Below are 25454 nucleotides of genomic sequence, written 5' to 3'. Positions count from 1 at the left end.
CCGGCCGTTGCTCATGTGTCACTCCTCCCGCAGCGCCAGCGCGGGATGGGCGCGCGCCATCTTCCAGGCGGGGTAGAGGCCCGCCAGCGCCGCCGCCACCAGCGCCAGCACCACAGCCTGCACCAGCGTCTGGGGCGTGAGGGCCAGTTGCAGCGTCCAGCCGAAGGAACGCTGGTTGATGACGTGCACCAGCACGTAGGCCAGCCCCACGCCCAACGGCACGGAGAACAGCCCCGCCAGCAGTCCCAGCAGTCCTGTCTGCAGTGACACCAATCCCCAGAGTTGCTCCGGCGTCAGGCCGGTGGCGCGCAGCACGGCGAACTCGCGTGCCCGCTCCAGTTGCAGCGCCATCAGCGCGCTCAGCACGCCCACGAAGGCCACGCCAATGGCGAGCAGCCGCAGCACCTGCGTAATCGTGAAGGTGCGGTCGAAGACGTCCAGGGACGCCTGCCGCAGCGAGCGGTTGGCGCGCACCAGCAGCGCCTGGGCGTCTCCAGCGCGCTCGCGCACCGAGGTCACCAGCGCATCCACGTCCTGGCCGGGCGCCGCGTACAGCGCCACGCCGCTGATGCCCCGGTCGTCGAACCAGTGCTCGTAGGTGGTGCGTGGCATCAGCAGCGTGCCCACGTCGGAGCCGTAGTCGAAGTACACGCCCACCACGCGGAAGTCGCGGGGGCCCTTGTCCGTGGCCAGTCGCACGGTGTCCCCCAGTTCCACGCCCCGGTGGAAGCCGAAGGGCTCCGAGACGAGAATCGTGTCGGGCGAGGACTCCAGCTCACGCCACGCCGTCTCCGCGTCGCCCTGCTTGAAGGTGTAGGGGCGCACCGGCGTGCGCGAGAAGTCGACGGCCATCAGGTCCGTGGGCACGCCGTCCACGCGCACGTTCGCCACGCGAAGGGTGCTGCTGCCCGCGACGCCCGGCGTGCCGCGCAGCGTCTCCGCCAGACCGGGGAGCAGCGTCGCGCCTCCGCGCCGCGCCACGAGCGAGGGCGGCGAGATGAACACGTCCGCCTGGAGCGAGGTGTCCAGCCACGACACCACCGTGCCCCGGAAGCTGGACACCATGAGGCCCACGCCCACTGTGGTGGCCACCGCCACCATCAGCGCCGCCAGCGCCACGGAGGTGCGGCTGAGGCTGGTGTGAACACCCCGCGCGGCCATGCGCCCCAGCAGACCAAAGGCCATGCCCAGCGGCCGTGCCGCCAGCGAGGACACCGTCTGCGTGGCCCAGGGCACCAGCAGCGCCGCGCCCAGCAGCACCGAGAAGAGGCCGCCATACGCGGGAAGCAGCGCCTGGGTGGGCCACCGCAGCAGCACGGTGCCCGCGGCCAGCACCCCGAGGCCCAGCAGCGCCAGCCGGGGCGCCCGTCCGCGCGACACGTCCTCCAGCGTGGACCTGCGCATCGTCGTCACCGGCGGCGAACGCGCGGCCTCCCACGCGGGCACCAGCGCGGCCAGCAGCGTGGCGCCCAGTCCCAGCGCCAGCCCCTTGAACAGGGTGAAGGGCTCCAGCGCCAGCCGCCGCACGCTCACCACGAAATACAAATCATTGAGCGTCTGGGTGACGAGCTCCACCAGCCCTCGCGCCAGCAACACGCCCAACAGCAAGCCCGCCACGGTCCCCACCGCGCCCAGCACGGCCGCTTCGCCCAGCACCAGCGCGAAGAGCTCGCGCCGGGTGATGCCCACCGCGCGCAGGCGGCCCAGCAGCCCGCGCCGCTGCACGACGGAGAACGTCATGGTGTTGTAGATGAGGAACATCCCCACCACGAGCGCCAGCAGCGACAGCGCGGTGAGGTTGGTGCGGAAGGCCCGCGTCATCTGCTCCACCGTGCCCGCTCGCGCGGCGGCGCGCACCAGCTCCAGGCCTTGCGGCAGCGTGGCCGCCACTTCGCGCTCCTGCGCGTCGCCGCCGGTCAGCCGCAGGTCCACGCGCGTCAGCCGGCCGGTGTGCCCCAGCAGCTCCTGCGCGGTGGACACGTCGGTGAGCACCAGGGCCTCCAGGGCCCGCGCGGTGTCCTCGTCCGCGGGCTCCAGCAGCCCCACCACGCGCAGCGGCTTCTCCAGTCCCTCCAGACGCACCGGCAGCGTGTCGCCGGTGGACAGGCCCAGGGCGCGCGCGGCGCGGGCGCTCAGCATCACCGCGCCCGGCTCGGTGAGCAGCGCGCTCACGTTCCCCACGGCCTCGCCCCGGGCGTAGTCGCGGAAAGGCCCTTCCGCGAAGGGGTCCACGCCCAGCACGGTGAGCGTGCGCTTGTCGCCCACCGCCGCCTGGACGTAGCCCTCCACCACGGGCGCGGCCACGGGGGCGCCGGGGCGCACGCGCAGCGCCTGGTACACCGCCTCCGGCACGCCCGTGGAGCCGCCCAGGAGCTGGTGCGTGGCGCGTCCGGCCACCGCGTCGGTGGAGCGCTCGAAGGCGCGCAGGGCGCTGCCGCTGGCCAGGTCGATGGACACCACCACCGCCACGCCCAGCGCGATGCCCAGCAGCGACAGGGCCGTCAGCCACGGGTGGCGGCCCAGGTGGCGCAGGCTGGAGCGGACCAGCAGCCCCTTCACAGCGCCTCCTTCATCGCGCGGATGGGCGTGTGCTCCACCTCCACCAGCCGGCCGCCCTCCATCGTCAGGACGCGGTGAGCGCGGGCCACCAGGCCGGGCTCGTGGGTGACGACGAGCGCGCAGGTGTTGCCCTTCCGGGTCAGCGCCTCCAGCAGGTCCAACACCTGCCGTCCCGTGGCCTCGTCGAGGTTGCCGGTGGGCTCGTCCGCCAGCAGCAGCGGGGGTTCATGGGCCAGCGCGCGGGCCACCGCGACGCGCTGCTGCTCGCCGCCGGACAGCCGGTCTGGGAAGCTGCTGGCGCGGGTGCCGAGCCCCACCTGCTCAAGCAACGCCCGCGCCCGCGCACTGGCCTCCGCGCCGCCCTGGCCGTTGAGCTCCAGCGGCAGCCGCACGTTCTCCTCCACCGTCAGCGTGGGGAGCAGGTTGAAGGCCTGGAAGATGAAGCCGATGCGCTCGCGCCGCAGCAGCGTGCGCTCGCGCTCATTCATCCGTCCCAGGTCGCGGCCATCCACGCGGACCTCGCCCTGACTGGCCAGGTCGATGCCGCTGATGAGGTTGAGCAGCGTGGACTTGCCCGAGCCGCTGCGCCCCAGCAGCACCACGAACTCGCCTCGACGCAAGGAGAGCCGCACGCCGGAGAGCACCTCGCGCGTGGTGTCGCCTTCGGCATAGGCCTTCGTGACGTCGCGCAGTTCGACCAGGGGAGGGGAGTCGGGCGGGGACATGGGGGCTTCTCCATACACGGATGCCCTGTCCGTCGCTCGACCTTCAGCGCATGCCCGCACCCCGTTCAGGCGCCAGCGGCGGGCGACGCGGACACCCACCACGGGGCGCTCCGCTGCTGCGCCAGGAAGTCTCCGACCTCCGCCGCCAGCAAGGGCCCCGCCGTGTCCCGAGGGATGACGTGATACCCCTGCCGCAGCGACAGGACGCGCACCGACGGCGCCGCGGTGAGGCGCCGTGCGAGCCACCGCCCGCCCTCCGGGTCCACGACGTGGTCCTGCTCCGCCACCGCCACCAGGGTGGGGCAGCGCACGCGGGCCGCGTCCCGGATGGCCAGCGCCTGCAACGTGCACAAGTCACGCAGCCGGGCCACGGGAAAGGCGGGCAGCACGGGCGCTTCCGCCAGCGCCTCCGGGTCCGAGATGTCGGTGCCCGTCTTCGCCACCCACGGACGCGTCCACTCCAGGACAGGCGTGCGCGCCAGTTGCCGGACCAGGAACATGCGCGGCCCCCGGAAGCGCACGGCGGGCGCCATCAGCGTCAGCGCGCGTATCTCTTCTGGATGCCGCGCGGCCAGCTCGAGCGCCAGCAGCGCGCCCATGGACAGGCCCGCCACGAACACACTCCGGTGGCCCCGGAGCGCGTGCAGGGCGCGCTCCGCCGCCGCCAACCAGTCACGCCAGGTGACGTTGAGCAGGGCCTGCGGGGTGGTGCCATGGCCGGGCAGGCGCGGCGCCACCACGCGCAGACCACGGACCGCCAGGGCTTCGCCCAGGGGCGTACGTCCCAGGGGCTCCCCGTGAAGCCATGCAGGAGCAGGCACACCTCCTGGCCGCGGCCCAGCTCGAAGGGCGCCGTCTTTCTCGGGTCCATGGGGGCGGCTTCTGGGAGCGGGCTCACGCCGTGACACTGGCCACGCGCGAGCGCAGGCGCTATGCCCCCTGCCTCATGGCGGACACTCCGAAGCCCCCGGACATGCAGTTGCAGATTCAGATGGACGAAGACGTGGCCAATGGTCAGTACGTCAACATGGCCCTGGTGAACCACTCCGACACCGAGTTCACCCTGGACTTCATCTACGTCCAGCCCCAGCAGCCCAAGGCCCGGGTGCGTTCGCGCATCATCACCAACCCCAAGCACATGAAGCGCCTGGTGGCGGCGATGCAGGACAACATCCAGCGCTACGAGGCGAAGTTCGGCCCCATCGCGATTCCAGAGGAAGACGGCGGCATGCACTGAGCGCCGTTTTCGCCGGGGGAACCCACACGTCGCGTGTTTCCTCGGGCGCTTCGCTGGCCTTCGGGCCCGGTGGCGCGCAGACTCGGGGCCATGGTGCTGAGACTCCTGGTCCCCTTGCTCGTATCGCTCTACGCCTCTTCCGCCGCGGCCCAGTGCCTGGGGGATGGCGTGCAGCTCTTCCCCACACCGGGCTCCATCATCCCCACCAACTCCCGCTTCCTGTTGGAAGGCGTCGGGACGGCGCGCCCCCAGGTGGCCGCGCTGGTGGGGAAGAAGCTGCGGCTGGTGTCGGACAGCCACGTCGTCGAGGTGGCGGTGCAGCGCGGCTGGGAGAGCAGCCTGGGCCGCGTCACCGTCATCCTCAAGCCCGCCGGGGCCATGGAGGCGGACAAGCGCTACACGCTGCGCGTGGACGAGGCGCTGCCCAACGTAGCGCTCCTCAACGGCCGGGGCACCATGCTGCCCGAGTGGCGCACGGGCAAGGGGCCGGACAAGCAGGCCCCTCGCTGGCTCAAGCGGCCCGCCGTCTCCGAGGGCTTCCTTCGCCGCACCGCGCAGGGCACCGCCCGCTTCGTGCGGCTCAACCTGTCGCTGAAGGAGGACAGCCCGGCGTACCTGGTGGTGAAGCTGGAGCCGCGCCGTCCTGGCCCCAGCGTGCAGCAGTACGTGGTGCCGGTGAGCAACAACACCGCCTTCATCGGCCATGAGGCCTGCAGCGGCACCTTCGCCATGGAGGACGGCCGCAGCTACCGGGCCCGCATCCAGGCCTTCGACGCGGCGGGACAGATGGCGCCGGCCGTCCCGCCCGTGGACTTCGAGGCCCCGGACGAATACTCGATGCAGCAGTAGTGCGCGGGAGTTCTCCGCGGGACCGGGAAGTTGGTGTAGGCCTGACGCGGGCGCCCCCGCGCGCCGAGCCTTCGGGAGAGCGAATGACGACGGTGGACGTGGAGAACCTCAAGGAGCGGATGACGGGCTTCATCCGGTCGCTGCAGGACGACATCTGCGGCGGCCTGGAGCGGCTGGACGGCTCGGCGCGTTTCCGCGAGGACTCCTGGACCCGGCCGGGCGGCGGCGGTGGACGCAGCCGGGTGCTGGAGGACGGCGCCGTGCTGGAGAAGGCCGGCGTCAACACGTCCGTGGTGTACGGCGAACTGGAGGAGCAGTTCGCGCAGAAGCTCCAGGGCGAGGGCCGCCACTTCTGGGCGGGTGGCATCTCCCTGGTGCTGCATCCGCGCAACCCGCATGTGCCCACCGTGCACGCCAACTACCGCTTCATCCATCAGGGCGGGAAGGCGTGGTTCGGCGGCGGCGCGGACCTGACGCCCTACTACCTCTATGAAGAGGACGCGGCGCACTTCCACCGCGTGCACCGGGCGGCCTGTGACAAGCACGACGCGGGCTACTACCCGCGCTTCAAGAGCGCCTGCGACAAGTACTTCTACCTGCGCCACCGCGAGGAGACGCGCGGGGTGGGCGGCATCTTCTTCGAGAACATGGGTGGGGAGCTGGAGAAGGAGTTCGCCTTCATCCAGGACTGCGGCCGGGCCTTCCTGGACGCGTACCTGCCCATCGCCGAGCGGCGCAAGGACACGCCGGTGACGGAGGGGCAGCGCTTCTGGCAGGAGGTGCGGCGCGGGCGCTACGTGGAGTTCAACCTCGTCTATGACCGGGGCACCGTCTTCGGACTGGAGACGCGCGGGCGCATCGAGTCCATCCTCATGTCCTTGCCGCCCCAGGTCCGCTGGCGCTACGACTACCACCCCGAGCCCGGAACGCCGGAGGCTCGGTTGGTGGAGGTGCTTCGCCAGCCACGCGACTGGGCGAGAGGAGGCTGAGATGGGTTTGAATGAGCCGGACTGGAACGCGCCGGTCCGGAGGACGAGGAGGCGGGCCCATCCCATCGTCGTCGTCGGCGTGATCGCGGTGACCGCGGGCCACTTGCTGGTGACGCAGTGTTCGGAAAGGCCCCCCGCCACACAGGCGGCGCGCCCCGCCACAAAGGCGGCGCCCCCCAGCGATGCCGAGGCCCGCGTCAACGTGCTCACGCTGTGTGACGCCGTCCAGGCCTACCGCGATGAGCACGGCGTCTACGTCACCGCGGGCCCCACGCCGAAGGAGGTGCCGCGCGGCGGCAGGGCCGTGGCTTTCCCCAAGGACGAAACCTTTCACCGGATTGGTTTCGAGCCCGACGGAAAGGTCCACTTCCAGTACCAGGTGGTGGTGCAGGAGAGCCCCGTGGGCGAGCCGGAGGTGTCCTGCATCGCGCGGGGTGACTTCGACGGCGACGGGCTGAACTCCCTCTACCGCGTTCGTCTGGATGCCAACGGAATGACGAGGCCCATCGAGGTGGAGCGCGAGGGCGAATAGTCCGTCGCGCAACCCCGCGCTTCCGTCCGCAGAAAATCAGGGAGCCGGGCCTCCCCAAGCCAGAATGAGGCATTGCCCATGCCCTCCTTCCGCATCCCCAACGTGATTGACCGCGCCCTCCGCTCGCTGGGGGGCGGTGGTGGCGCCAGACGCCCCGAAGGTCGGGGCGCGCCGGGGCCTCGGCTCCAGGACTGGGGCCCGCCGGCGCAGCCGCCCCGGCCGGGGGACAACTTCCGCCCGCGATTGCCTCCGCCCCTGCACCCCCCATGGGCGGCCAGGAGCGCGCGCCGGTGAAGTCGGTGGCGGAGCTGGTGCCACCGGGTCTGGAGGACACGCCGGGGCAGGAGGCCTTGGGGCAGCGCTTCGGGGCGGACGCGGCGCTGCTGGCCTCACATCTGTCGCCGCCGCAGGTGCCGGGCTCGGAGCGAGCCACGCGGCTGTGGGCGTTCTACACGGCCTACGCCACGGCGGCGGCGCGGCACCCGCCCCAGCCCGAGGCGCGCCGGGCCTTCCGCGAGGCGCTGGAGGGGCAGGGCTTCGCCGAGCTGCGGGACGCGCACACCGGCGAGGACGGCGTGACGCGGGGCCTGTGGGTGATGGAAGCCCGCACCCCCGCCGAAGCCCGGACGCGGGCCGCCCAGGTGCGGCTGGAGCCGCCTCCCGAGGTGCGTCACTCCGAGGAAGCCGCGGCCCGGCCGGCCGAGCAGCCGCTGGTCCAGGCGGCCGGCGCTCGCGCGGCCACGGCTTTTCACGGCCCCGTCATGCCCGCGCTGCGTCCACGCGACGAGGCCTCTTCATCAGAGGACGCGCAGCAAGCCGGGGACGCCCCGCGCCGACGTGGGACGAACCGCCGCCTGGGCGCGCGGATGCTGTGGAACGTGCTGCACCGCTTTCGCGCGGGGCCAGACGACGGGGCGGTGGCGGAGGGGCAGTGGGACCGGGTGACGTTCGGCGCACTGCTGGTGCTGCTGGCCATCGCGCTGGCCGTGACGGCGCTCGTCAGCCTCTAGGCCCGTCGGCCCGCCGGCGGCGCCTTCGCCGGCGCGAATCTCCTTGGATTGTGTCCGCTTGTGCTAGGTTGCCGCACCTACTTGGCAACCGACGACCTCACTCTCGTCAAGCGCGTCCGGACCGGCGACCAGCGCGCTTTCAAACTCCTCGTCGAGCGTTACCAGCGCAAGGTGTACGCCGTTGCGTTGGGCATGCTGAAGGACAAGGAGGAAGCGATGGACGTCTCCCAGGAGGCGTTCGTCAAGGTCTACAAGTACCTGGACCACTTCAAGGGCGACTCGTCCTTCTACACGTGGCTCTACCGCATCACCGTCAACATCTGCATCGACGTCATCCGCAAGCGTGGCGGGGGCGGCGAGGCCGTGGAGTTCGACGAGAGCCAGACCATGGACCTGTCCGAGGCCCGAATCGGCGCCCTGGGCAGCCGGCTGGGCACCAACCCCCAGAAGAGCGCGCTGCGCCGCGAACTGGCGGAGAAGATCCAGGAGGCCCTGGCCACGGTGCCGGAGAAGCACCGGGCCATCCTCCTGCTGCGGGAAATCGAGGGCATGTCCTACGACGACCTCGCACGCACCCTGGACATCCCCAAGGGCACGGTGATGAGCCGGCTTTTCCATGCCCGGGCCAAGGTCCAGAAAATCCTCAGTGAATACCTGGAGTTGGACGAAGCGAAGAGCGGCGTGGGCAGTGAGTGAGCGGGCCTCGAATATCTGAGGGACCTGCCCGTCCCAATTTTCGCAGCCCCTTCCAGCAAGCAGGTGGAACCAATGGCCGGTAATCCCGCGTGTGAGCGTTTCGTACCCATGCTGTCCCCGTACGTCGACGGAGAGCTGAGCTCCGGCGAGCGCGTCAACGTGGAGCGGCACCTGGCGGCCTGCCGGGACTGCACCGGGCGGGCGGCGGACCTGCGCGCGGAATCCGGGCTGCTGCGAGTGGGCCTGGACATGGCCGTGGACGACGTGGACTTCAAGGACTTCACCCAGCGCGTCATGGCGCGGGTGACGCCGGACAAGCCGCCCCTCATGGAGCGGCTGAAGCTGGCAGTGTCCGAAATGTTCCTCTACCAGCGCACCGCGATGATTTCGTCGCTGGCCACCGCGGCCGTGCTGGTACTGGTGGGGGTACCCCTGCTGACGAGCGACCGGGCGCCGGTGGGGTACGCCTCCGAGCGCATGACGGTGAAGTCCATCCAGCCCTACCGCAACGCCCAGGTGGCGCCGGTGGTGATGGAGACGGACAATGGGGGCACCATCATCTGGCTGGTGGACGAGGACTCGGACGTCCTGTCTCCCGGCGCGGAGAAGGGTGAGCGGCAGGACCAGACAGGTGTCGGTCAGCCAGACGCAAGCGGGCGCAACGTCCCCGCGCGCCCGGCCCCCGACGCCCCCAGGCCGTCGGGAGGTTCCTTGTGAGAAGACACGTGTCGTCGGGCCGGATGCTGTGGGCGCTGCTGGGGCTGGGCCTGCTGCTGCCCATGGCCGCCAGCGCACAAGACGCGAAAGTCCAGGTCCAGGTCGAGGTGGTGCTCGCCTCGAAGAAGGGCGCCGAGGTCGACCCGCCCGAGCTGGAGAAGATGAAGGAGCAGTTCCAGAAGCAGAACTTCAGCTTCACCTCGTTCAAGCGCCTCTCGAATGAGGTGCTGACGGTGAGCGCGAAGAGCGCCTCCGAGGTGAAGCTGCCCAACGGCGCCAACGCGACGTTGCAGCTGCAGGGCATCAAGGACGGCACGGCCACGGTGCGCGTGGCCATTCCCCGTCAGCCCACGCTGGACGTGGAGCTGGGCCGCCAGGGCGCCGTCTACCAGAAGGCTGGCAAGTACGTGGGCGGGGAGCTCATCCTCGTGCTCTCCCCTCCCGCGCGGTAGCTCCCCCAGCGCCGCCTCAGGCGGCGCGGGCTTCCCCGTCCTCCTCCAGGACGATGATTTCCAGGTCCTCTTCCATCTCCAGGGGGAGGACTTCGGCGGTGGCGGTGTGCGCCTGGAGGCCCGGAGCGGGGGCCTCGGCGTGCTCCCGCTCCAGGTTGACGCGCAGCCCGTCGAACATGGTGTCGAACGCCGCGTAGATGCGGTCCACCATGGCCAGGGCGTCCGCGCGCACCTCCGGGGACAGCTGCATGGCCTCCAGCTCCGCCGCCAGCTCCTGCTCGAACATGGCGTGCTGCGCTTCGGCCTGCATGTGGTGGTCGGAGAAGTACTTCAGCCGGTCGTCCGCGCCCTGCGCCGCGCTGATGATGGCGGTGCGGCTGAAGAAGACATGGCTGGTGGACTCCAGCGCCCACAGCAGGACGATGCGCAGCCGGTCATCCACCGGGCGGTACACCTCGCTGATGATGGCGTAGGCCGCGTCACGCGTCTTCACGTGCGCGCGGCCGTACATGGCGCCGATGCTCAGCGAGCCGCCCGTGAGCGCGGAGATGTCGTCCTCGAACCACTGGTCATGCCCGCCCTCCTCAGCATGGTGCCGCGTGGCCAGCGCCTTGAGGTGCGCGTCCTGGATGAAGTGTGCGTTGAGGCGCAGCACGTCCTGGAACGTCATCACCCAGAAGGTCAGGCGCGGCGCGAAGGCCATCACCTGTTCAATGGGGCGGTCCATCCGCATGTCGGAGAAGAAGGGGTGCGCTGCGAAGCGCGCCTCGCGCACGGCGATGTGTTGGAGCACTTCCTTCATGATGGACCTCCCTGGGGTGTCTGGTGATGCGCCGCCCCCGGCCCGCTGGCGGGACTCCGCTACCAATTGATGGTGTACGTGCAGGCGCTGTCGCCGCGCCGCCGGCAACTCTTGGCCTCATGTTCAATACGCACCCAAAGCGAATCCTTGGGACGGAACCGGTCGCCAATGGCTTCGATGAGCCCCAGGTCCAAGTCACACGGATAGGGGTTGTCACACACCATGCGAGCGTTTCGCTTATCCACCGGCTCGAAGCGGTAGCCGCCGATGGCGCCCTTGCCGCGGTGGTTCATCCGGTACGCCATGTCCACCGCGCGCAGCCCCTTCTCCAGCGTGTCGATGTCCGGCGGGAAGTGCGCGCTGTCCGGAATCTTCCGGCCAATGGTCCTCACCGTGCTGGGACCAATCTTGTCGAACACCAGCCGGAACGACTTCAGCAGGGCGGGCATGGGGTACCAGGCATCCGCCTTCAGCGGCGCGATGCCGTTCTCCCCCAGGATGCGCAACGCGCGTGACTGGGCGAGCTCCATGCCGTTGACGATGGCGAGAATCGACTGGCCGATGACTTCGATGCCCTGGAACGACATGGGTTGAAGGGTCGGTGCGGTGGCGCTGATGGGAGTCTTCAATTCCATACGGGTTACGCCCTCGTGAGGAGTGACACGTATTGAAGCGGCTTTTTCCTATATTTTCAAATAGACTTACATGTCTGTAATTTTCCGGAATATTCGATAGGGGATTCCCCGTGGGCAATAACGACCCGCGCGGTCGGTATGAAGCCAGGTGACCTGGGTTTCGCTCTGAGTGAGCGTGTGCCCACGCGGCGCGCGGGAGCGAGCATCCGTGGGCCGCGTGGGGCGGGATGCCCCAGCGGGGCAACCTGCCCCGGCGGAGCGCCCCAGCGGCCGGACGCCGTCATCAGGCGGCAGGGAAGAACTTCCGTCGGAAGCCTGCCGGGACAGGGCTGAAAAAAGTCAGAAGTCCGGTCCCTGGGGCGGGGGCAGGCAGCCGGCCTTCGGAAAATCGCGCGGTTGGCGCTCGGCACGCCGGTTGCTGAAGGGAGCAGCACAAGCAACCCTCTCACCCTTGGAGACGAAATCATGGCGAAGACTCAGAAGCGTGGACAGGTCATCCGTCGTGAGGCCCAGCAGATGAAGGTGTCGGCAGCGAGCGCGGTGAAGGGGCTGGCCGGGGCGCCCGCCAGGTGCAGGTGACGCTGGGCGACCTCATCGCGGCGGCCTTCGACACGGTGGGCGGCGAGGTGAAGAAGGTGGCGCAGGTGATGTCCTCCAAGGACATGGCGGTCGCCACGGGCAAGCACATCGTCTTCGTCGGCTGACACACGCCAATCCGGGGCGTGTGCGGTGCAGGAGGACCTGGCGGTGGCGCCAGGTGAGGGCGGCCGAGGCGGGGACGGGAAGGGACGCACCTGTGAGACGCATCATCAGTCCCGGACGGAATTGCTGGACGGTGGAGGAGGCGAGCGACGCGGGCGTGCTGGTGGACGCGCGCGACTACTACCGGGAGCTGTACCGGGCCGCGCAGAAGGCCCGTCGTTACATCGCGATTACCGGCTGGCAGTTCGACAGCGACGTGGCGCTGCTGCGAGGCGAGGACCTTCGCGAGGCGCGCGGCGAGTCACGGCTGCTGCCGATGCTGGACGAGCTGTGCCGGGCCAACCCGGAGCTGCGCGTCTACGTGCTGGCGTGGGACTTCAGCCTGCTGCTCGCCATGGAGCGCGAGTGGATGCAGCGGCTCATCTTCAATTGGACGGCGAACGGGCAGGTGTGCTTCCGCTTCGACGCCTCCAGCCCGTTGTATGGCGCGCATCACCAGAAGCTGGTCGTCATCGACGGCGCGCTGGCCTTCACCGGGGGCATGGATGTCTGTGATTGCCGGTGGGATGACCGGGAGCACCGGGTGCACTCGGAGCTGCGCTGTGACAGTGGGAGGGATCCACACGGCCCCTACCATGACGCACAGTCCGTGCTGACGGGGCCGGTGGTGGACCGTCTGGCGGAGTTGTTCGAGGCGCGCTGGGCGCACTCGGGCGGCGGTGAGCTGCGGCTGCCCAGGGTGTCTCGGGATGACGTGGACTTCACGCCGAGCCTGCCAGCGCCGCCGGGGCCGGTGGCCATCAGCCGCACCTTCGGCAAGACGCTCCTCCCGCCGCAGCCCGCGGTGCAGGAGGTGGCCATGCTGTATCTGGACGCCATCGCCTCAGCCGAGCGCTTCATCTACATCGAAAACCAGTACTTCTCCTCGCGGGCCATCTTCCAGGCGCTGGTGAAGCGCATGCGGTCCTCCTGGCGGGGACGGCTGCAGATTGTCCTGGTGCTGCCGCGGCAGCCGGAGGCGCTGCGCGAACAACTGGCCATGGGCATCGCTCAGGTGCGGCTGCTGCGCACGCTGGAGCGCGTGGCGCACGAGACGGGACATGCCTTTGGCGTGTACTGCTCCGCGGGGCACGACGCGCGCACCGGCGAGGACATCTACACGTACATCCACTCGAAGGTGATGGTGGTGGATGACCGCTTCCTCACGCTGGGCTCCGCGAACACCACCAACCGCAGCCTCGGGTTGGATTCGGAGCTGAACCTGAGCTGGGAGGCGGAGGCGCCGAACGACGCGACGACGCGCGCCATCCGCCGCATCCGCGTGTCGCTGATGGCCGAGCACGCGGGGCTGGAGGGCATGGCGGCCCTGCGCCTGCTCGCGGCCGCGGACAGCGGGCTGGTGGAATGGCTGGACGACGTGGCCGTCATGGGGCTGCGGCGCCTGCGCGTCCACCCGATGTCGACGGTGTTCGACCAGAGTCCGCTGCTCAAGTCGCTGGAGCCCGAGGAGCTCATCATCGACCCGGAGCAGTCGGTGCTGGACGAGTCCCTCTTCGAGGCGCTCCACCGCGCCGAGGATGGGCTGTTCGCCTCCGGTGTCCGCCTGCTGTCGCGCTGGCTGGTGGGCACGGGCACCGAGCGCCCGCACCGCGCCATCCTTCCCTGCGCGCAGGACGACGGGTAGCCGCGCGCGGAGGCGGGAGGCGGCCAAGGGCCTGCTCGCCCGCCTGCCTTGGGACGGGCCCGGGGGCACGGGCACGGCCGGCGGGTTGTCCCTGCCGCGCGGGGCGCCACCTTGTCGAGAGCACAACTTCTCTCACGCAAGGGGGATTCACCATGAAGCTTCCTCTCATGGCCGCAGCGGCGGCGCTGGCCTTCTGGGGTTGTTCGAGCAACTCGGCGAACACGCGCGCGGATGACAGCGCCATCGGTGGTTCGGGCACGGAGACGACGGCGCCCGAGTCCGTGGACACGTCTTCTGAGTGGGATGACCGCAGCGCGGGTGAGGCCGCGGACGTGACGAAGAACGAGCGCCGGGACAGGCAGGACGCGCCCACCGTCTACGACGGCGAGGCCACCGGTGGCAGTGGCCCCGGCATGGGCGCGGGCACCTCGGTGACGACGCCAGAAGGCGAGAAGTACGACGTGCAGGACGGCCCGCTCCTGGGGGGCCAGCAGAGTGAAGAGGCCCGCAAGGATGGCGTGGGCGGCTCCGGCAACATCCAGCGCGAGCCGGTGGACGGCAAGTCCGACGTCAAGGAGCTCGACGCCAGCGACGTCGAGACGCGGGAAGTGGAAGCCGACGAGGTTGAAGTCGACGGCAACCGTTGACGCGGTGTGAAGGTCGCACGTCGCCCGCTGACGCCAGGCGGGGGCGCGTGTACCGACGGTCCGCAGTGGCACCCACACGCGGATGCAGTCACCTGCTTCGTCTCGCGCCATGGACAGGTAGAGTCGGGGGACGATGACTGGCGCCCCCCTCTTCGCTCTTCTCGCCCTGGTGTCCACGCAGTACGACGGCAGCTCTACCGTGGAGGAGGTCTCTTCGGAGGAGGAGGTCTCCTCGACATCGCGGAGGGAAGGTGCCCCCGTCTCCGCCGCGCGGCTGGATGAGCCCGCGCCTCCGGGCAGTACCCACACGGGCGGCGTGGGCTTCGGCTTCAGCGGCCAGTTGGAGGTCGGTGGCCTGAGCCTTCCCTCAGGGCCTCGTGGCGGGGGGCAGGACTTCTTCGCGCGCATCTACCCCTCGTTGGGGCTGACGCACGGGGAGACCTTCGTGCTGCGGCTGGGGGCGAACCTGCGGCTGCGGGTCGTGGACGAAGCGCCCACGACCACGGAGGACTACAGCGGCGGCCTGCGACGTGAGGACTGGGATGAGCTGAGTGACTTCGGGCAGGTGGTGCGCATGCTGCGCATCGGCCAGGAGGGTCGCCCCTTCTTCCTCCGCGTCGAGCCTTTCTCCGAAGAGACGCTGGGCCGCGGCTATCTCGTGGGCCGCTACAGCAACGTGCTGGCGCCGGACTATCACCCCGCGGGTGGCTCGCTCACCTTCGTGAAGGGCGCGGTCCGCGCGGAGATTCTGGCCAGTGACGTGCTCGCCGCGCGCATCTTCGCGGGCGAGGCGCTGCTGGACATCGGCCGCATGGCCAGTGACGACGCCAATCGTTTCGACCGCTACCTCATCCGGCTGTCCGCGGCGCATGACGCGGGCCGCGCGGGCGGCACTTCGCCCGACCTCACCCTGGCGTCCGTGGGCGGAGACGTTGCCCTGTACAAGGGTGAGCGCCTGCGCGCGTGGGCCCTGCTGGGCGGCGGCGCGCGCTTCACGCGGGCCTACACGCCGGCCTTCGGCGGATTGCTGGGCGTGGCCTTGGAAGGACAGATGGCCAGTGGCACGCAGGTGAGCGTGACGGTCCAGGGCCGCAAGCAGGGGGGCCGCTTCCGCTTCGGCATGTTCGGTCCCGACTACGAGCTGGGCCGCTTCTCCGGCGTCGGTCTGTCGGAGACGCCCATCGCGGACGAGGTGCTTCCGTCGGGCTTCGCTGGCTACGCGGAGCTGAGCGTCGCGAAGGGGAACCCCAACGAGCTGCTCCTGCTGGGCAGCGTGGCGGCGCAGTACTTCGGCTTTGGCAGGACGGACACGGATGTGTCCGCTGGCTTCGAGCTGCCGGGCGGCAGGACGCGGGCGCTGGCGCGCGTGGTGCTGACGGGCCTGGGAGACCGGCCGCGTTACTCGGCGGGCGTGGAACTGCGGCAGCGCATCGTCAACCACGTCTATGCCTGGGGCTCCGGCGGAACCGTTCATTTCCCACAACCGGACGGTACGCTCGTGCGAGGTGTCACCGCGGGCGCCGGCGTCGGCGTGGACTTCCAGCGCTGAACGGCTGTGACTCGAGCGGCGAGTGGGCCTTCAGGGGCCTGCCGCCGCTGTCTTCTTGCCCGGCTTGACTACGGTTGTAGTCAGTCGTACCTTCTTCGTGACTACAGTTGTCGTCACGGGACGGTCCATGAAGAAGCCGGTGGGAGAGCAGGAGCTGTTGGTGCTGCGGTACGTGGCCGAACACGGTCCGGCGACCGTGGGCGAAGTGGCCGAGCGCTTCGGCGAGGCGCAGGGGCTGGCGCGCTCCACCATCCTCACCGTCATGGAGCGGCTGCGGCTCAAGGGCTACCTGACGCGGCGCAAGGTGGAGGGCGTGTTCCAGTACGCCTCGCCCGTGCCGGCGTCGGAGCTGCTGCGGGACGTGGTGGGGGACTTCGTGCAGCGCTCGCTGTCGGGCTCGCTGTCGCCGTTCGCCGCGTACCTGTCCGAGGCGGAGGACGTGTCCGACGAGGACCGCGCAGCTCCAGGACGTCGTGGCGCGGCTGCGCTCGAAGAAGCGGAAGGGATAGCGACATGGGCACGGACTGGCTGTCGCACGTAGGGGCGTGGGCGTCGTCGGGTCTGTGGCGGGCGTCGTGGCAGGGGGCGCTTTGCGCCGTGCTGGTGTGGGCGGTGGCGAGGGCGTGGCCGAAGCTGCCGGCGTCGCTGCGAGCGGGGCTCTGGTGGCTGGTGGCGCTGAAGTTCGTGGTGGCGCTGGGGTGGCTGCCTTCCCTCGCGTTGCCGGTGCTGCCCGCGTCGGTGGCTGCTGGCGTGGCGCGGGTGGAGGCCTGGTGGGGCGGGAGTTCCGCGCGGGAGACGGTGCCTCGTGTCTCGGAGCCCGTGGTGGTGGACGCTCAGCGACACGTGTCTCCGAGGGAGGGCTTTGACTCCGAGAGGTCCGTGGCCGAAGCAGCCACACACGGGCCCGTGCTCTCTCCGCAGCGGGATGGCTCATCGTGGGAGCGCACGGGCTTCGCGACGTCTGGGGCGGAGGCCGCGCGACGTGGCGCCCTTCAGCCCGGTGCTGTCGATGCGGGCACGGTGGCCGAGCCTGGTGCTCCCTTTCCGTGGGGCCGCGCCATGGTGGGGCTGCTTCTGGCGGTGTGGGGGCCGGCGTGCTGTGGCAGGTGTATGGCCATGTGAAGGGCGGGCTCGCGGTGCGTCGCCTTCGCCAGTCCGCCCGCCCGTTGGTTCACCCCGGATTGGAGGCGGAGGTGCGGGCGCTGTCCGCTGCCGCGGGACTGCGGCGCGTGCCGGGACTCCTTGTCTCCGAATCGGTGGCCAGCCCGCTGGCCACGGGACTGCTGTCTCCCGTCGTGGTGCTGCCCGAGAGGGCGGTGCGACGGTTGCCCGTGGCGGCCCTGCGCATGGCGCTGGCGCACGAGTTGGCGCACCTGCGTCGCGGTGACTTGTGGCTCGGCTGGGTGCCGGCGCTGGCGGAGTCGCTCTTCTTCTTCCATCCGCTCGCGCGGCGGGCGGCTCGCGAGTACGCGCTGGCCCGTGAGGAGGCGTGTGATGCCGAGGCCATCCGGCTCACGGATGCGGAGCTCGCGGACTACGGCGAGCTGATTCTCGCTTTTGGAATCGCCAGAACTCCCGGCACGGCTGCTGCGCTGGGGGCGTCCGCTCATGTTGATGCGTTGCACAGGAGGTTGAGCATGTTGGAGCACGTCGATGCCGTTCCCCCTCGAATCCGGCGCCTGTTGAGGGTGGCGCTCTCCGCCATGGGCGTTGCGGCGCTGGTGCCCTTCCAGGTCGTCGCACGGGAAGCGGGTGGTGCACCTCGCCTGGCGCCCGAGCCGGCGGCGTCTGGACAGAGTGGCACCGCGTCGTCGAAGCCTGCGCCCACCGTGGCCCAGAACGCGCCAACACCGAGCACGCAATCCGCGTCCCCCGTTGCCAAGAGCGCGCCGTCACCGAGTGCTCGGCCCACGACGGCACCCGCATCCGCGCCGGAGGCACGGCCCGCCCCCGCTGCGACCCCGGCGGACGCACAGGCCGAGCGCACCGTCGTCAAGCAGGGCGTGGTCGTGTCGTACTCCACGGGCGTGATGACCTCCGAGCCCGTTCCAGTGCCGCCCGCTCCGCCCGCGTCACCCGGCTCCGCTCCGGTGCCGCCCGTCCCGCCCAGCGTTGCTCTGTCGCCATCCGTTCCCAGAACGCCGCCGGCGCCTTCTGCTCCGCGTCTCGCTGTCGTCACGCAGCGGCACATCGTGGGGGGCACGCCGCACATCGCGGCCGTTCCGCCGACTCCTCCGTCTCCACCCTCGCCGCCCGCGCCGCCGCGCCGCCCGCGCCCGGCGACCCGGACCGCGGTTACGTGCTGCTGACGGACGGCATGGCGATGATGAACGGCAGCACGGTCGACCTGGAGCTGGCGCGCACCTTCAAGCAGAAGAACAAGGAGCTCCTGTTCGTCCGCCGCAAGGGCGAGGCGTTCATCATCCGCGACGCGGCCACGCTGAAGTCCATTCGCGAAGCGCACTCCGTCACCCGCGAGCTGGGCGAGGCGCAACGCGCGCTGGGAGAGAAGCAGGGCGCTCTGGGGCAGCAGCAGGCGGTGCTCGGTCAGAAGCAGGCCACCCTGGGCCACGAGCAGGGCGGGCTGGGACGCAAGCTGGGTGACCTGGCCTACAGGCAGTCCGGGCTCCACCTGGAGGAGTCGCGTCTGGACGCCCTGCCCGAAGCCGAGCGCGAGCGCCGCCGCTCCGAGCTGAAGAAGCAGGACCGCGAGCTGGAAGCGGAGATGAAGGCCCTGGAGACGAAGATGGCGGGCCTGGCCGAGAAGCAGTCCATCCTGAGCAAGGAGCAGCACCAGCTCAGCGAGAAGCAGCACGCCCTGCACCTGGAGCAGTCCAAGTTGAGCGAGCAGCACCAGGCCCGCGCGAAGGAAGCGGAGGCGAAGATACAGGGCCTCATCGACGAGGCGCTGCGCAAGGGCCTGGGCCAGCCGATGCCCACCTGAGGCGCCCGGGGTGCTCGAGGGGCTGGGGAGCGCGTCATCCGTGCGCTCCCCAGGGTGGGTCCTCGATACCTCCCGCCGGAATGGCAGGCAGCGCCCTCGCACTTCGAGGGAAGGCGGATGCCGCTGCGAGTATGGGCGTGCGCTCGGTCCCGCAGGCGCGGACCGCACGGGCAAGTGGCTCCGTGAACTGCCGGGACTCGATACCCCGTGGTAGATGCTGATGCATGGCTTCGACGCATGCTCAGGAAGGGGGTCGCTTCCTTCAAATGGGACAGACCCAGGACGCGGTGAAGAGCTTCCAGAAGGGGCTCTCCATTGATCCGAATGACGTGGAGTGCCTCCTGGGCCTGGTCCGTGTGCACCTGAGCACCGGCGCGGCGGCGGATGCGGAGGCCGCCGTGCTCCGCCTGCTGAAGGCGAAGCCGGACCACACGGAGGGGCAGGCGCACCTCGCCATGCTGCGCGCCCAGGCGGGCAACCCGGAGGCGCTGGAGTCCCTCAAGGCGCTGGCCGCCGCGCCCACCGCGGGCTACTTCGAGCGCTTCAACCTGGGCTCGCTGCTGTTCGAGCGCGGGGACCGGCGGGAGCGCGCGCCGCCTTCGAGTCCGTGCTCCAGATTTCTCCCGGCAGCACCCACGTCCACTTCGAACTGGGGCGCATCCGCCTTCAGCAGAACGAGCCGGATGGCGCGGTGTCGCACTTCCTGCGTGCCGCCGAGGGCGCGCCGCAGGAGGCCATGCCGCTGCTGATGTTGTCGCGGGCCCATTCCGCATGCGGCCAGCTGGGGCTGGCCATCCAGGCCGCCACGCAGGCGCTGGAGAAGGCGCGGGGTGGGCTCCAGCGCGCGGTGCTGGAGGACCTCTTCAGACTGTACCTGTCCGCCGGCAGCTCGGATGGCGCCAAGCGCGTGGCTCAGGAGTTGCGCAAGCTGGACCCTTCCAGCATCACCTATCTCTACCTGCTCGGCCTGGCGACGATGAGCGCTGGCGCCTTCGTCGAGGCCAAGGACGTCTTCGCGGAGGTGCTACGGCAGGCGCCCGGAAGCTGGCAGGCCCAGCACGCGCTGGCGCAGATGCACCGGCCCTGGGCGAGCGCGCCGAGGCGGTGACGCTGCTGGAGGCGGCCGTGGCCACGGTGCCGACAGACCCCGGCCCCACCAACGACCTCGCGGTGGTGCTGATGCAGGACAACGGGCACTCGCGGGTCGCGGCGTTGCTGGCGCCCGTGCTGGGCGCGCACCCGAATGACGCGGGCACGCACCTCAACATGGCCCTGGGGACCTTCCCCGCGGACAAGGAGCTCTCAGCGCGCCACGCGAAGCAGGCGCTGGCGCTGGGCGCCGAGGACGTGCGCGCGCAGGCCGAGCAGCTGTTGAAGCAGCTCGGCGCCTGACGCACCGGCGGGAGGGCGCCAGCCCTCCTCGTGCGGCTCGAAGTGCAGGCGTGGGAGGATGGGTTCGCGCGCGACGTTGACGGGCAGGCCGATGCGCCCGCGCCCGCGCGAGCCCCTGGCCGCCTGGAATCACGTGCCAAGCTCCGCTTCGAGCGCCGTCGAAACGGTGTGTCGGAGCGCAGCCCCTTTCTCAATCCGCTCACGGATCCCAATTCATGGGCAGGTGCGGCGCACCGCCGCGTCACCGGAAAGGATTGGAGATGAGCACCTCGAAGAACATGCCCGTGGCTCTCATCACGGGGGGAAGCCGTGGACTGGGGCGGAACATGGCGCTCAAGCTGGCGGCCCGGGGCACCGGCATCATCCTGACGTACCGCACCGGCGCGGATGAAGCGGCGGCGGTCGTGAAGCAGATTGAAGCAGCAGGCGGCAAGGCGGTGGCGCTCCCGCTCGATGTGGGGGACACGCGGGGCTTTGGCGCCTTCGTGGAAGCGGTGCGGACGGAGCTGGGCCGTCACTTCGGGCGCGAGCGGCTGGATTTCCTGGTGAACAACGCGGGCATGGGCATCCAAGTCAGCTTCGCGGAGACGACCGAGGCCCAGTTCGACGCGCTGATGAACGTCCACCTCAAGGGGGCGTTCTTCCTCACGCAGCGGCTGTTGCCGGTGCTGGCGGATGGGGGGCGCATCCTGAACATCTCCTCCGGGCTCGCGCGCTTCACCCTCCCTGGCCACGCCGCCTACGCGACCATGAAGGCGGGCGTGGAGGCGCTCACCCGGTACCTCGCCAAGGAGCTGGGACCTCGGAGGATTTCCGTCAACGTGCTCGCGCCGGGCGCGACCGCGACGGACTTCGGGGGCGGCGTCGTCCGTGACAACCCGGAGCTGAACAAGACCCTGGCCGCCCAGGTCGCGCTCGGCCGTGTGGGGCAGCCCGACGACATCGGGGATGCGGTCGCCATGCTGCTGTCGCCGGAGAGCGCGTGGGTGACGGGCCAGCGCATCGAGGCCTCGGGCGGGATGATGCTCTGACGGCGCGCGCTCCAGCGCCCTTGGGCAAGGCCGGAGCGCTGAAGGCCCGTGCTCAGCGCTTCAGGCGGAGGATGACGTCCTTGTCCGGGCCGCAGTCACCGCGTCCGTCGCAGTTGCTGGTGGTGACGTAGAGGTGGCCATCCGGCCCCATGATGACCTCGCGCAGCCGGCCGTGGGTGTTGCGCAGGTACACTTCGTGTTTGGCCACGCGGCTCGAATCCGGCGCGAACTCCACGCGCTGGAGGTGGCGTGAGCCCAGCGTGCCGATGAGCAGCGAGCCCTTCCATTCGGGGATGGCCGTTCCGGTGTAGATGGCGGCGCCGCCTGGGGGCATGGCGTCCTTGTAGGTGATGGACGGTGTGATTTGCCCCTCGCGCGTCTCGCACGAGTAGATGCCGGGCCAGCCCAGGTTGTCACCGCGGTGGGCGACGCTGACCTCGTCGTGTCCCCGGCGCAGCGTCTCGCCGCTGGGGCCGTGGTCCACGATGTACAGCGTGGAGGCGTCGCGCCAGTCGAAGGCCTGGAGGTTGCGGATGCCGGTGAGGAACGCGGGCGAGCCCGGGATGGGATTGTCCTGGGGCACCGCTCCCTCCGGCGTGAGGCGCAGCAGCTTTCCGGCCGGGTCGTTCGCGTTCTGCGAGCGGTCCGGGTCTCTCGCGTCGCCCGTGCCCGCGTACAACATGCCATCCGGGCCGAAGCGCAGGCGCCCGCCGTCGTGATACTTGGCGGAGGCGATGCCGCCGAAGATGACGCGCTTGTGCGTCGCCGTGGTGTGGTCCTCCGACAGCGTCCACCGCTCGATGCGGTTCTCCTCGGCGCCGCCCGCGTCCGTGGTGACGTAGATGTAGAACTGGCGGTTGTTCGCGAAGTCCGGGTGGGCCGCGATGCCGAGCAGGCCGCCCTCCGCGGCGTCCGCGACGGGCACCGTCGCCACGGGCCGCGGCTGGAGGACACCGTCCTTTAGCAGACGGATGCGGCCCGGGCGCTCGGTGACGAGCGCGTCGCCTCCAGGGAGCCACGCGATGCCCCACGGCGTCTCCAGGCCCCGCGCCACCACCTCGACGTTGAAGGGCACGGTGCCGGCGGCGCCCCAGCCTTTCTCCACGCGGATGCAGTCCTGGGGAGACGCGGTGCCTTGCGCCTGACTCTTGCGGCAGGCGGAGGCGGACAGGGCGAGCACCACGAGAGCGGGGAGGAGCGTCAAAGAGGCGCGCATGAGCGAATGAATGTCCGCGGGCGCGAGGATGCGCCAGCCTCCTGGGCACGGAGCGTCCAGGGACGGACGCGCGTGCCGGGCTGCTTGCTTGAGACCTGGAGGCAGGCCCGGCGTCAGTGGTCCGCGTAGCGTTTCTCGCCGGCCTCCACGCGCGTGGCGAGCCGGTTGCCGCGCGGCGGCAGCGGGCAGGTGGCGAACCGGGTGAATGCGCAGGGCGGATTGTAGGCCCGGTTGAAGTCGAGCACGACGCGCCCGTCGGTGGGCATGTCCGCGGAGAGGAAGCGGCCCGCGCCGTAGGTCGCGTCGCGGTTGGTCTCATCCGCGAAGATGATGAAGAGCTTGCCCGAGCCGTCCTCCACGGGCGTCAGCCGGTGCTCCTTGCCCGCCACCGTGAACACGAGCGTGCCGGGGGCCTTCATCTCGTCGATGGTTCCCAGCACGTTGGGGACCTGCAGCATCCGAGGCGTCTGCGCGGGCTCGAAGCGCGCCTCGATGCGCCAGTCGTTGCTCGCCGGGTACGTGGGGATGCCCTGGAACTGCTTGCGCGCCGCCGCGCCGGAGTCCCTCACGCGGACGCCCAGCTTGTCGCCTCGGAGGATGAGCTGGAAGCTGACGTTGCCGAGCTTGAGCACGTCCGGCGTGCCCTTCTCGTCCGACTGGAGCGCGCCGCCCGTGAAGGGCTGGCCGTTGCGGGTGAAGGTGACGCCGGACGCGGGCTGGAAGCGCGCGGTGTTGCCCTGCCGCGTGAAGGTGCCCAGCTTCGCGGGCGTGCCCGCGGGGAAGTCCAGGTCGTTCTCGGGCGCGGAGCCCGCTGTCTGCTCGCCTTCCTTGAGCCAGAACAGCCCCACGAGGGTGAGCCAGCCGTCCTCCGCCTGGAGTCGCTGGACGCGCTGCTCGTGCCAGGCGCGGGTGGACGTCTGCAAGTCATCGGCGGTGGGCGCGGTGGTCTGGGACATGTTCTGGGGGGCTGGCGAGGCTTGGAGGGCGAGAGACAGGGCCAGGGCGATGGGCGTCATGTCGGGGCCTCGGGGGAGGGAAGCCCCTGTCTAACAGGGCGGCGAGTCAGGCGCAGGGCCTACAGTTGCAGGGGACCGGGCTCCGTGCGAAGGCGGACGCTGCCCGTGCACCTCGACCTTCAGCCCGCACCGCCGGCCGGTGCCTTCCGCAAGCTCGCCCTGGGGACATGGCGTTCGCCGGGAGACCCGAGCGCCTATGCGGCGGTGGAGGTGCGCATGGAGCGAGCGGTGGCCTTCCTCGAGGCCTTCCGCGCCCGGACGGGACAGCGCCTCACGGTGACGCACCTGGTGGCCAAGGCCGCCGCGGATGCGCTGCGCCGCCATCCCGAAGCGAATGTCCTGATGCGCTGGAATCGCCCCTGGCGGCGCAAGGAGGTCGGCGTCTGCGTGTTGGTGGTGCAGCCCGCGGAGACGGGGCGCGCGGACCTGACGACGGCCACGGTGCATCGCGCGGACTCGCTGTCACTGGGGGCTTTCGCGGAGACGATGGCCTCGCGCATCGCAGCGGTCCGAGCGCGCCGGGATGCCGTCATCGAGCGTGGCAAGCGGCGCTCCTCGCTCATCCCTGGCTTCCTGATGGGCTTGGCGCTGCGGATGTTGTCCTTCGTCTGGTTCACGTTGAACGTGGACCTGCGCTGGGTGGGCATGCCGTGGGACCCGTTCGGCTCGGTGGCGGTGACGAGTCTGGGCTCGTTGGGGCTGGAGCGGGGCTATGTGGCCCTGGTGCCGTACACGCGCGTGCCCCTCCTGCTGGCGCCGGGCGCGGTGCGGACGGAGCCCGTGGTGGATGCGGGCGCGCTGGTGCCTGGGCAGGTGATGACGCTCACTTGCACCTGGGACGCCCGGCTCATCGGCGTGGAGGACGTCGCGCGTGTCTTGCGCGACATCGGCGCCGCGCTGGAGGCGCCGGAGGGGACGTGGGGCTCGGCTTCGCCAGACGGGGGCAGGGCTGCGAGCGGCGCGGAGGTGGGGTAGCATCGGGCCGCTGCTTCGAAAGGGGCCTTCATGTCCGTGGATACGAACCGCCGTGTCATTGCTTCGCGCCCCGTGGGGCGCGCGCTCGGTGGGCAGGACCGCTTCGAGAAGGAAGCGCTGGAAGGGCCCGCCGAGGGAGGCCTCGCGCTGGCGCGGCGGCAGCGGATGGCGGGCGGGACGCTGCGGGCGGGGGAGGAGAGCCCGTTCGCCGCGAAGCTGCGGAAGCTCGCGGGCGGCGCTCCGGATGACGAGCGTTGAATCCGCTTGAGCCTCACGCCGCGTGAGGCCGTACCCATCTCATCACGCCACACTGCCGTGGCGGGATGAGGTGTGAATCATGTTCGAGAAGCACTACACGCCGGAGCAGCTCCAGCAGTTGAAGGCCCGCCGTGAGGCCCTGGGCGAGGAGGCCATCCGCCAGGTCGAGGCCGAGTGGCCCCAACTCATCGCTCGCGTCCGCGCGGAGATGGACCAGGGCACAGACCCCACGGGCGAGCCGGTGCGCTCGCTGGCCATGCGCTGGCGGGAGCTGCTGAAGGCGTTCACGGGGGGCGACCCTGGCATCGAAGGGGCGCTGAACGCGACGCATCAGCAGGAGCCCGAGGTCGCGGCGAAGCACGGGTTGGACCCCGCGCTCTTCGCGTATATCGGCAAGGCGATGGCCAGTCTGGAGCAGCAGGCGTAGCCGTGGTGAGGCGTCTTCGCTGGATTCAGTCACGGCGCTCCAGGCGCGTCCCTGGGGCCCTGTGTCACCGAACGCGAGGCCTGGATGTCATGAAGGTCTATCTGGATGACGAGCGGGCCACTCCCGACGGCTGGGGGCGTGTGGGGTGGGCCCGAAGAGGCGATTTCGCTGCTGGCGTCCGGGCAGGTGACGGAGCTGAGCCTGAGCGACGATACGCATGGCACGGGATACGACGTCTTGCTGTGGCTGGAAGAGGCCGTGGCGACCCGTGGCTTCGTGCCGCCACGGGTCCAGGTGCATTCGGCGAACAGCTCCGCGCGACAGAAGATGACGCTGGCCATCACCCGGATCGGGCGCTTCGTCCAGGATGGGCAGGGTGGTTGAGCGCGTCCCCAGGTGAAGGGGCGAGG

Annotated in this window: 30 protein-coding genes and 2 pseudogenes; 25 read left to right on the top strand and 7 right to left on the bottom strand. The window is 70.5% G+C overall.

Features of this window, described 5'->3' with window-relative positions:
- Nucleotides 1-18 precede the first annotated feature (18 nt).
- The 3 genes from QEG98_RS37200 to QEG98_RS37190 form a co-directional block, all read right to left on the bottom strand.
- The gene (locus QEG98_RS37200; protein WP_316564697.1) at nucleotides 19-2559 is read right to left on the bottom strand and encodes an ABC transporter permease; all 2541 of its coding nucleotides are present in this window, start codon (nucleotides 2557-2559) and stop codon (nucleotides 19-21) included.
- Nucleotides 2556-3284, bottom strand: a complete 729-nt coding sequence (locus QEG98_RS37195) for an ABC transporter ATP-binding protein (RefSeq protein WP_316564696.1) — start codon at nucleotides 3282-3284, stop codon at nucleotides 2556-2558. The genes QEG98_RS37200 and QEG98_RS37195 overlap by 4 nt, the downstream gene beginning before the upstream one ends.
- 65 nt (nucleotides 3285-3349) lie before the next feature.
- Complete coding sequence (locus QEG98_RS37190) at nucleotides 3350-4105, bottom strand: alpha/beta hydrolase (protein ID WP_316564695.1); 756 nt, start codon at nucleotides 4103-4105, stop codon at nucleotides 3350-3352.
- 125 nt (nucleotides 4106-4230) lie between these two features.
- Here QEG98_RS37190 and QEG98_RS37185 point away from each other — a divergent pair, with 125 nt between their 5' ends.
- From QEG98_RS37185 to QEG98_RS37150, 8 genes are all read left to right on the top strand, one after another.
- Nucleotides 4231-4521: a DUF3467 domain-containing protein gene (locus QEG98_RS37185; RefSeq protein WP_011556689.1), complete on the top strand. Its 291-nt coding sequence runs from the start codon at nucleotides 4231-4233 to the stop codon at nucleotides 4519-4521.
- A gap of 90 nt (nucleotides 4522-4611) precedes the next feature.
- Complete coding sequence (locus QEG98_RS37180) at nucleotides 4612-5370, top strand: hypothetical protein (protein ID WP_090487910.1); 759 nt, start codon at nucleotides 4612-4614, stop codon at nucleotides 5368-5370.
- An 83-nt stretch (nucleotides 5371-5453) separates the two neighbouring features.
- Entirely contained in the window at nucleotides 5454-6359 is a 906-nt protein-coding gene (gene hemF / locus QEG98_RS37175) for an oxygen-dependent coproporphyrinogen oxidase (protein WP_316564694.1), read from the top strand.
- Between the two features lies 1 nt (nucleotide 6360).
- Complete coding sequence (locus tag QEG98_RS37170; protein ID WP_316564693.1) at nucleotides 6361-6891, top strand: hypothetical protein; 531 nt, start codon at nucleotides 6361-6363, stop codon at nucleotides 6889-6891.
- Between the two features lie 266 nt (nucleotides 6892-7157).
- Nucleotides 7158-7901, top strand: coding sequence for an Immediate early protein ICP0 (locus QEG98_RS37165; RefSeq protein WP_316564692.1), 744 nt, complete (start codon nucleotides 7158-7160; stop codon nucleotides 7899-7901).
- An 81-nt stretch (nucleotides 7902-7982) separates the two neighbouring features.
- Nucleotides 7983-8597, top strand: coding sequence for an RNA polymerase sigma factor (locus tag QEG98_RS37160; protein ID WP_186817864.1), 615 nt, complete (start codon nucleotides 7983-7985; stop codon nucleotides 8595-8597).
- Between the two features lie 72 nt (nucleotides 8598-8669).
- A complete protein-coding gene (locus QEG98_RS37155; RefSeq protein WP_090487919.1) occupies nucleotides 8670-9314 on the top strand; it encodes an anti-sigma factor family protein in 645 nt (214 codons plus the stop codon).
- Nucleotides 9315-9337: 23 nt separating this feature from the next.
- On the top strand, nucleotides 9338-9766 hold the full coding sequence (locus tag QEG98_RS37150) for a hypothetical protein (RefSeq protein WP_090487921.1): 429 nt from the start codon (nucleotides 9338-9340) through the stop codon (nucleotides 9764-9766).
- A 16-nt stretch (nucleotides 9767-9782) separates the two neighbouring features.
- On the opposite strand, the gene QEG98_RS37145 is transcribed toward QEG98_RS37150, so the two are convergent.
- Nucleotides 9783-10568, bottom strand: coding sequence for a hypothetical protein (locus QEG98_RS37145; protein WP_316564691.1), 786 nt, complete (start codon nucleotides 10566-10568; stop codon nucleotides 9783-9785).
- A gap of 59 nt (nucleotides 10569-10627) precedes the next feature.
- A complete protein-coding gene (locus QEG98_RS37140) occupies nucleotides 10628-11155 on the bottom strand; it encodes a hypothetical protein (RefSeq protein WP_316564690.1) in 528 nt (175 codons plus the stop codon).
- Nucleotides 11156-11778: 623 nt separating this feature from the next.
- Between QEG98_RS37140 and QEG98_RS37135 the strand changes: the two genes are divergently transcribed.
- The 13 genes and pseudogenes from QEG98_RS37135 (at nucleotide 11779) to QEG98_RS37075 (ending at nucleotide 21152) form a co-directional block, all read left to right on the top strand.
- On the top strand, nucleotides 11779-11907 hold the full coding sequence (locus tag QEG98_RS37135) for a hypothetical protein (RefSeq protein ID WP_316564689.1): 129 nt from the start codon (nucleotides 11779-11781) through the stop codon (nucleotides 11905-11907).
- Nucleotides 11908-11927: 20 nt separating this feature from the next.
- Entirely contained in the window at nucleotides 11928-13589 is a 1662-nt protein-coding gene (locus QEG98_RS37130) for a phospholipase D-like domain-containing protein (protein ID WP_316564688.1), read from the top strand.
- A 152-nt stretch (nucleotides 13590-13741) separates the two neighbouring features.
- Nucleotides 13742-14236 carry a hypothetical protein gene (locus QEG98_RS37125; protein WP_090487931.1) on the top strand — a complete coding sequence of 165 codons (495 nt, stop codon included), beginning with the start codon at nucleotides 13742-13744 and terminating at the stop codon, nucleotides 14234-14236.
- A 133-nt stretch (nucleotides 14237-14369) separates the two neighbouring features.
- Entirely contained in the window at nucleotides 14370-15785 is a 1416-nt protein-coding gene (locus tag QEG98_RS37120; RefSeq protein ID WP_316564687.1) for a hypothetical protein, read from the top strand.
- Between the two features lie 127 nt (nucleotides 15786-15912).
- Complete coding sequence (locus tag QEG98_RS37115) at nucleotides 15913-16326, top strand: BlaI/MecI/CopY family transcriptional regulator (protein WP_316564686.1); 414 nt, start codon at nucleotides 15913-15915, stop codon at nucleotides 16324-16326.
- Nucleotides 16299-16907 (top strand): hypothetical protein, encoded by a 609-nt coding sequence (locus tag QEG98_RS37110; protein WP_316564685.1) that lies wholly within the window; start codon nucleotides 16299-16301, stop codon nucleotides 16905-16907. Before QEG98_RS37115 ends, QEG98_RS37110 begins: the two co-directional genes overlap by 28 nt.
- Nucleotides 16880-18094: a M56 family metallopeptidase gene (locus QEG98_RS37105; protein WP_316564684.1), complete on the top strand. Its 1215-nt coding sequence runs from the start codon at nucleotides 16880-16882 to the stop codon at nucleotides 18092-18094. The genes QEG98_RS37110 and QEG98_RS37105 overlap by 28 nt, the downstream gene beginning before the upstream one ends.
- Nucleotides 18085-18729: a hypothetical protein gene (locus QEG98_RS37100; protein WP_316564683.1), complete on the top strand. Its 645-nt coding sequence runs from the start codon at nucleotides 18085-18087 to the stop codon at nucleotides 18727-18729. Before QEG98_RS37105 ends, QEG98_RS37100 begins: the two co-directional genes overlap by 10 nt.
- A 224-nt stretch (nucleotides 18730-18953) precedes the next feature.
- Nucleotides 18954-19127: pseudogene (locus QEG98_RS37095) on the top strand (tetratricopeptide repeat protein); the annotation flags it as partial.
- A pseudogene (locus QEG98_RS37090) lies at nucleotides 19064-19402 on the top strand (hypothetical protein); the annotation flags it as partial. The pseudogenes QEG98_RS37095 and QEG98_RS37090, both read left to right, overlap by 64 nt.
- 63 nt (nucleotides 19403-19465) lie before the next feature.
- Nucleotides 19466-19837, top strand: coding sequence for a hypothetical protein (locus tag QEG98_RS37085; protein WP_316568029.1), 372 nt, complete (start codon nucleotides 19466-19468; stop codon nucleotides 19835-19837).
- Nucleotides 19834-20121, top strand: coding sequence for a hypothetical protein (locus QEG98_RS37080; protein ID WP_316564682.1), 288 nt, complete (start codon nucleotides 19834-19836; stop codon nucleotides 20119-20121). Before QEG98_RS37085 ends, QEG98_RS37080 begins: the two co-directional genes overlap by 4 nt.
- A 260-nt stretch (nucleotides 20122-20381) precedes the next feature.
- Nucleotides 20382-21152: an SDR family NAD(P)-dependent oxidoreductase gene (locus QEG98_RS37075; protein WP_090487941.1), complete on the top strand. Its 771-nt coding sequence runs from the start codon at nucleotides 20382-20384 to the stop codon at nucleotides 21150-21152.
- 52 nt (nucleotides 21153-21204) lie between these two features.
- On the opposite strand, the gene QEG98_RS37070 is transcribed toward QEG98_RS37075, so the two are convergent.
- Nucleotides 21205-22368 (bottom strand): PQQ-dependent sugar dehydrogenase, encoded by a 1164-nt coding sequence (locus tag QEG98_RS37070; protein WP_316564681.1) that lies wholly within the window; start codon nucleotides 22366-22368, stop codon nucleotides 21205-21207.
- 113 nt (nucleotides 22369-22481) lie between these two features.
- Nucleotides 22482-23384, bottom strand: coding sequence for a DUF1684 domain-containing protein (locus tag QEG98_RS37065; RefSeq protein ID WP_316564680.1), 903 nt, complete (start codon nucleotides 23382-23384; stop codon nucleotides 22482-22484).
- A gap of 84 nt (nucleotides 23385-23468) precedes the next feature.
- Between QEG98_RS37065 and QEG98_RS37060 the strand changes: the two genes are divergently transcribed.
- The 4 genes from QEG98_RS37060 (at nucleotide 23469) to QEG98_RS37045 (ending at nucleotide 25428) form a co-directional block, all read left to right on the top strand.
- Nucleotides 23469-24359 (top strand): 2-oxo acid dehydrogenase subunit E2, encoded by an 891-nt coding sequence (locus tag QEG98_RS37060; protein ID WP_316564679.1) that lies wholly within the window; start codon nucleotides 23469-23471, stop codon nucleotides 24357-24359.
- Between the two features lie 30 nt (nucleotides 24360-24389).
- A complete protein-coding gene (locus QEG98_RS37055) occupies nucleotides 24390-24617 on the top strand; it encodes a hypothetical protein (RefSeq protein WP_090487959.1) in 228 nt (75 codons plus the stop codon).
- Nucleotides 24618-24696: 79 nt separating this feature from the next.
- On the top strand, nucleotides 24697-25044 hold the full coding sequence (locus QEG98_RS37050) for a TipAS antibiotic-recognition domain-containing protein (protein ID WP_316564678.1): 348 nt from the start codon (nucleotides 24697-24699) through the stop codon (nucleotides 25042-25044).
- A gap of 105 nt (nucleotides 25045-25149) precedes the next feature.
- Nucleotides 25150-25428, top strand: coding sequence for a cyclic-phosphate processing receiver domain-containing protein (locus QEG98_RS37045; RefSeq protein ID WP_316564677.1), 279 nt, complete (start codon nucleotides 25150-25152; stop codon nucleotides 25426-25428).
- Nucleotides 25429-25454 lie beyond the last annotated feature (26 nt).

Origin of the sequence: Myxococcus sp. MxC21-1 (assembly GCF_032612255.1) — a bacterium.
Classification (GTDB): domain Bacteria; phylum Myxococcota; class Myxococcia; order Myxococcales; family Myxococcaceae; genus Myxococcus; species Myxococcus virescens.
Note: the sequence above shows the minus strand (reverse complement) of the source record. Positions and strands in the feature narration are given on the sequence as shown.